The organism is Sporosarcina jiandibaonis (assembly GCF_013184495.1).
Classification (GTDB): Bacteria; Bacillota; Bacilli; order Bacillales_A; family Planococcaceae; genus Sporosarcina; species Sporosarcina jiandibaonis.
This window is the reverse complement of the sequence record NZ_JAAOIY010000005.1, coordinates 298,863-305,413: the sequence shown is the minus strand read 5'-3', so window position 1 is coordinate 305,413 and position 6,551 is coordinate 298,863. Positions and strand designations below refer to the sequence as shown.

5 protein-coding genes are annotated in these 6,551 nt (G+C 39.3%); all 5 read right to left on the bottom strand.

Annotation, left to right across the window (positions count from 1 at the left end; genetic code table 11):
- Nucleotides 1-233 precede the first annotated feature (233 nt).
- The 5 genes from deoC to G8782_RS14320 all read right to left on the bottom strand — a co-directional run bounded on the left by deoC (nt 234) and on the right by G8782_RS14320 (nt 6,458).
- Complete coding sequence (gene deoC / locus G8782_RS14340; RefSeq protein WP_172372388.1) at nt 234-896, bottom strand: deoxyribose-phosphate aldolase; 663 nt, start codon at nt 894-896, stop codon at nt 234-236.
- A 16-nt stretch (nt 897-912) separates the two neighbouring features.
- Entirely contained in the window at nt 913-2,217 is a 1,305-nt protein-coding gene (locus tag G8782_RS14335) for a pyrimidine-nucleoside phosphorylase (protein WP_172372386.1), read from the bottom strand.
- Nucleotides 2,218-2,252: 35 nt separating this feature from the next.
- A complete protein-coding gene (locus G8782_RS14330) occupies nt 2,253-3,434 on the bottom strand; it encodes a NupC/NupG family nucleoside CNT transporter (protein ID WP_172372384.1) in 1,182 nt (393 codons plus the stop codon).
- A gap of 210 nt (nt 3,435-3,644) precedes the next feature.
- Nucleotides 3,645-4,586: a DNA-binding transcriptional repressor DeoR gene (deoR, locus tag G8782_RS14325; RefSeq protein ID WP_172372382.1), complete on the bottom strand. Its 942-nt coding sequence runs from the start codon at nt 4,584-4,586 to the stop codon at nt 3,645-3,647.
- A gap of 51 nt (nt 4,587-4,637) precedes the next feature.
- A complete protein-coding gene (locus G8782_RS14320) occupies nt 4,638-6,458 on the bottom strand; it encodes a serine hydrolase domain-containing protein (protein WP_343035073.1) in 1,821 nt (606 codons plus the stop codon).
- Nucleotides 6,459-6,551 lie beyond the last annotated feature (93 nt).

Below are 6,551 nucleotides of genomic sequence, written 5' to 3'. Positions count from 1 at the left end.
TTTACAATTATGAGAGATACCAAGAAAAATTAAACGGCCTTAGCCCTATAGAATATAGAGCTAAAGCCGCTTAGAACCATTTTATTATTTCCACTGTCTACTTGACAGGGAGCAGTTCACCGTAGTCGATATCCTCTTTTTCATTTTATGCAATTGTAGTGAATTGACTGTCTTGCGCAAGTACCAAAAAAGGACTGTTCTATATTTCTAGAACAGTCCTTTCAATCTATTGATTAATAATTTGAGTCGGATACTTCGCCTTTTACAATGCTGACACCAGAACTTGCGCCGATACGTGTTGCACCAGCTTTGACTACAGCATCGAAATCTTCTCCGCTGCGCACGCCGCCTGATGCTTTCACACCGATATCGGGGCCGACTGTCAGACGCATTAATGCAACATCCTCTACAGTTGCACCGCCTGTTGAGAAACCTGTAGACGTTTTAACAAAGTCAGCTCCCGCTTTAACTGAAAGCTCACATGCACGAATGATTTCTTCATCCGTTAATAAACATGTCTCGATAATGACTTTGACCAATGTTCCGTTTGCTGCCTCAACAACTGCACGGATGTCGGCTTCGACTAGCGCATCGTTATTGTCTTTTAATGCGCCGATATTAATCACCATGTCAATTTCGCCAGCTCCGTTAGCGATCGCGTCTTTTGTTTCAAATGCTTTCACAGCAGATGTATTGGCGCCGAGCGGAAAGCCAATCACTGTACAAACGAGCACATCTGATTCTTGTAATTGTTCAGCTGCATAAGCAACCCAAGCAGGATTGACACAAACTGATACAAATCCATATTCTTTTGCTTCTTCTAGTATTGTTGTAATCCCTGCTTTTGTTGCATCAGCTTTCAATAATGTATGATCAATCATTTTTGCCTTATTCAATATCTTCATTCCCCTTTTACTTTGTAATTTCTTCGTAAATCAGCGTTGCCGGTGCGACTTGGGAAGCCGACATTTCATATGCGTGATAGATTTTTTCTTTTACTGACTCGACATCTTCTGTATTGCTGTGAATCGTCACAATCGATTCCCCGATTTTCACTTCATCACCGATTTTCTTGTGTAAAACAAGACCGACCGCCAAATCGATTTCAGATTCTTTTGTAGCCCGTCCTGCACCTAAGATCATTGCAGCCGTGCCGATTTCATCAGCAATAATTTGCGAGACGTAGCCTGCTTCTTTTGCCGGAACGTCTATTTGATAGCGTGCTGTTGGAAGCTTTGTCATATCATCAATCACAGACGTATCGCCGCCTTGTGATTGTAAAAACAATTTGAACACCTCAAGTGCTTTCCCATTGTTAATTACTTCTACTAACATTTCTCGTGCTTCTTCCGTTGTTTCTGCTTTTCCAGCCAAACGCACCATATAGCTGCCTAGCGTTAAACAGAGTTCATGTAAATCTTCAGGTCCTTTGCCTTGTAGCGTTTCAACCGCTTCTTTTACTTCCAATGCATTTCCAATAGCATAACCTAGCGGCTGGTTCATGTCAGAAATAACAGCCATCGTTTGACGGCCTACCTGATTGCCGATTTGAACCATTGCATTGGCTAAGTCACGCGCCATCGTTAAGTCCTTCATAAAAGCACCAGCGCCAACTTTTACGTCTAACACAATTGCGTCTGATCCTGCAGCAATCTTCTTACTCATGATTGAGCTAGCGATTAGCGGAATTGAATTTACTGTCCCCGTTACATCTCGCAAGCCATAAATCTTTTTATCGGCGGGTGTTATGTTTCCGGATTGCCCGATGACAGCAATTTTATTTTCATTCACCAGATCAAAGAATTCCTTGTCGGTAATTTCGATATGGAACCCTGGAACAGCTTCAAGCTTATCAAGCGTTCCACCCGTATGACCTAATCCACGGCCGGACATTTTAGCAACAGGAATATCAAGTGCTGCAACAAGCGGAGCTAGTACGAGTGTTGTTGTATCCCCAACTCCACCTGTTGAGTGCTTGTCTACTTTCACGCCTTCAATTGCTGATAAATCAACCTGATCTCCAGACTCTACCATCGCCATCGTAAGCTCAGCCGTTTCTTCCGCTGTCATCCCTTGGAAATAAACAGCCATTTGGAAAGCTGCCATTTGATAATCCGGAATTGTCCCATCTGTGTAACCCTCAATGATAAAAGCAATTTCTTCCTTTGTTAACTCAAACCCCTCACGTTTTTTCTCAATCATATCAACCATGCGCATATTTCATCACTCCTATTTTCATTTCTATATTTCTATTATAAAAACACACCGATAACAGTCGCAGAAAGAACCGATGCGATTGTGGAACCTAGCAGTAATTTCAAGCCGTTTTTCGCCACTTCATCCCCTTGTTTCGGACTCAGGGCTTTTACCGAGCCGGTAATGATACCGATTGAACTGAAATTGGCGAAACTGACTAGGAAGACAGATACAATACCGATTGCTTTTGGTGATAAGCCAGCAGCAATTTCTTTAAAGCTTAACATCGCAACAAATTCATTTGTGACCAGCTTCGTAGCCATGATCCCACCAGCACTTACACTTTCAGCCCAAGGAACGCCCATTATGAATGCAATTGGCGCAAAGACAAATCCTAAGATTGTTTGGAATGATACATTAAATGCGAGCATGAATATGTAATCGATTCCATTCATTAATGCGATAAAACCTACTAACATCGCTGCTACAATAATCGCAACTTTAAATCCATCCATAATGCTTTCACTAATCATTTGAAAGAATGATCTTTTTTTATGTGATTCTATCGCTAGCGTATCTTCTTCGTCCGATAATTCATACGGGTTAATGATGTTCGCTACAATTAGAGCCGACAAAATATTCAACACAATTGCGACCACAACGAAACGAGGTTCAATTAACTCCATATATGCGCCAACAATTGCAACACTCACTGCACTCATCGCAGATGTACAAAATGTGTATAAACGCCTTTTAGAAAAACTATCCATTTGGTCTTTCACTGTTAAAAAGACTTCTGTTTGGCCAAGGACGGCAGATGATACAGCGATATAATTTTCCATTTTCCCCATACCGTTCAACTTACTCAGTATGAGCCCAACGTATTTAACGATAAAAGGCAAGACTTTAAAATGATTCAAGATCCCGATTAATACGGCGATAAAAATAATCGGCAATAAAACATTTATGAAAAAGGTGAATTCACCTTTATTTTCCATTCCACCAAAAACAAAGTTTACACCGCTTACTCCAAGATCAATGAGCTTTGTAAATAAAGCGGATACAAATCCAATCGAGATAATTCCGATCTTCGTATTTAGCAAAATGAACGTTAAAACGAGTTGTGTTCCAAGCATGATCCCTATTGATTTATAGCGAATATCCTTACGGTTATTACTAATTAAAAAGCCGATTGCGAACACTAGTAAGAGCCCAGTGATATAAAAGATGATATTCATGATGTTTCCTCCATCTAAGTGTGTGTGTTATCGCTTTCATTTCAAGAATTTAAAGAGGACGGCCATCCAACTCTTAAACAAATGATAACACACGATTGAACATATGTGCAACCCGATTGAAACATTGTTCAAAATTGGAAATAAAAAAAGCCGAACTTGATTTCCAAGTTGGCTTTTTCAATATATTTTAATTCCTTATGTAGATATCTTTTAATCATGCATTAACAAAGATTGCGCCGTATATTGATCAGTTATAAAGACATTCGCGTACCCGCCTAACAGCGCACCGTGGATGGCTTCAACTTTTCGGTTTCCGCCAGCAACGAGGATTGACCTTTCCTTTTGTTTCAATTCTTCCAACTCAATGCCGATAGTCCGGTCGTTAATCGATGTGCAGCAAATTTCTCCGGTGTCTGTAAAAAAGCGCGAACAAATGTCCCCGACTGCCTTCGAATGAAGTAAAGATTTTTCCTCTGATGATAAATAGCCCAGACGGAATAAAAGCGAATCGTTGTCAACCGCGCCGACAGTAAAAATGGCAATATTCGCCTGCTTCCCTAAATCAATCAGCCTGTGAATATGTCGATCCGATTCAATTACTTCCTTCACCGTAGGATTATCAACGAAAACAGGGAGCGGTAAATAACGCGGCACTGTATTAAATGCCTCTGCAAATAAATAAACCGTTTCTGATTCGTATGTATTTACATCCGAGTGGCCAACTCCTCCTTTTAACTGGATGACTTCCACACCTTTCACATGCTTTTGTTTTAATTGGTAGGCGACTCTATACATTGTCGTCCCCCATGTCACGCCTAGCACATCCCCGTCTTTTACAACATGATGCAAATACGCAGCTGCAGCTTTACTCATGACTTCCATCATTTCCCGCTCTTCTTCCATTGCCGCATAGGCAATTTTCACATCTTCAAGATTGTATTTTTCTTGCAGCGATTTTGAAAGCTCATTATTATTGGTGAATGGATCAATGATTTTGATCTTCACAATCCCATGATCTTTTGCCTGTTGCAGCAACCGGGAAACTGTCGGTCTTGATACACCTAGTTTCTTGGCAATCGCTTGCTGATTATAATCAAACTCATAATAGAGCCGTGCTACCTCTATGATTTGTTGCTTTTTATCATTTTCCATTTCCATCCCCCTCGTCACGCATTTGTCCAATAAAGACTTTCAACAAATGATTTAATAATAAAATTCCCAGTACACGATATTCACACACAAAACAATCGTGGAAAGAATCGTCACCATTTTAATTGACGCTTCATATTTATTTGTTTTTTTATTTCTCATTTGAAAAAGTAAATATCCACTTATGACAAGTGAAATAACAATATACATCACATTTGCAGTTAAAAAAAGTTTAAGTGATGAATAAGTTGTCATCGTTGATGTTTCGTAACTAATCCAAATTACGTTAATGCACATGAATATATTTAAAAAATGTTGACTAGCAAGTAATATAGATTGTTGTTTCTTCCGTATTTTTTTAATAATCGAGACGATCATAAAGCCGAAAGAAAACATGACGGCGAATCCCCCTAGAATAATTACTCCCCATTCAAGGAGATGTTTATAATACGGAACGTAAAGTAAATCTGAATATGTATTAGACAACATTTTTTTAAGAAGTGGATGTTTTGAATAAACGTCCAAGCTGTACATATTCAAATCATCTTCTGTTTTATAAATGCTTGGTTCTAGCTGTGAATAAGACAAGTCGTTTATCATTAAATCGTGTGCCTCACTCTGTTTCGTATGGCTTCTTAAAAATAATCCATACACGCTACTAAATCCGTGTCGAGGCAACCGAGCCGGCTCATAAATCCCTTCCCATCGGGATGAGTTTTCCAAATTCATGTCATTTTCAACATGTGCATATTCACCAAAAATGATTTCAGGTATTCCCGATGTGAACGTACTTTCATCTTTCATGTTCGTCAACACTAAAACGCCGGTACGTTCTTTTCTATCTACATAAAAAGAGGAGCTAAAAGCTTTAGAATTCCCGCCGTGACCATAAACATGCCGACTTTTCGATGGCAAATAAAATAAACCGTTGGCGACCCTTGGGATATCGGTCTCCGGATAATATAACGTTGGTTCAAACATCAAATCAATCGTTTTTTCATCTTCAAATAAAGGGGTTCCATCTTCAGCTAATAACGCTTGCATTAACTTTTGTAGATCACTAGCTGTTCCCATAGCACTACCTACCGGATACATGGGAATCGAGTAAAAATTAGGGTCAATTAATTCCAGCGCAGTCGAATATCCCTGCACCTCTCCCCTCTGTTCTTTCACCCATTCATTATCAGATAGTTCAGGATCTATTGCTGTTTTCGTCATTTGAAGCGGTTCAAAAATATTCTCCCGTACGTATTCCCGGTAATCTAGACCACTAACTTCTTCAACAATGTAGGCAGCAAGGCCACTTCCATAATTTGAATAAGCAACAACCTCACCCGGCCGAAATACTTGTTTAATATCCGCTTCTTCGAGTACTTCTCTTAATGACTTCTTTTTGGTTGGACCATGAATCATTAAATCTGTATAACTATCATCGAATCCCGCATTATGATGCATTAAATGTTGCATCGTGATCGGATCCTCAAATTTCGTTTTGGAGCGGAAATCAGCTGGTAAGTAAGTTTCGATATCCGCTTCTAAATCAAGCTCTCCTGTCTCTACTAATTGTAAAACACTGATCCAAATAAGAACTTTAGAAATGGATGCCCATTCAAAAACAGTATCCTCATTAACAAGAATCTGTTCTTCTATATTTGAATAACCTTTCATTTTATAAATGACTTCATCTTCGTCTATTACAATCGTCGCTACACCAGCGGCGATTTCTTCATGCTCTGTCATATAATCCGCTAATTTATCCTCTAAAACTTGCTGTTCCGTTGCAGAAAAAGCAGTTTCGGGAGCATATCCAAACAACATCCAAATTAGAAAGACAGAAATGAAAATGTTAAATAGTTTATTTTTATTTGCGTTCACTTTATTTCAGACCTCTCTCCCTAATTTGTCTTAGAAATCTTATTTTTTCAGCTATTGCGCCCGATTGCAGAATTCCGCTGTTGAATGAATGCC

What these genes read in the sequence shown, in the direction of transcription:
- deoR (WP_172372382.1), bottom strand. Translation starts at nt 4,586, where the DNA reads ATGGAAAATGATAAAAAGCAACAAATCATAGAGGTAGCACGGCTCTAT.
- G8782_RS14335 (WP_172372386.1), bottom strand. Translation starts at nt 2,217, where the DNA reads ATGCGCATGGTTGATATGATTGAGAAAAAACGTGAGGGGTTTGAGTTA.
- G8782_RS14330 (WP_172372384.1), bottom strand. Translation starts at nt 3,434, where the DNA reads ATGAATATCATCTTTTATATCACTGGGCTCTTACTAGTGTTCGCAATC.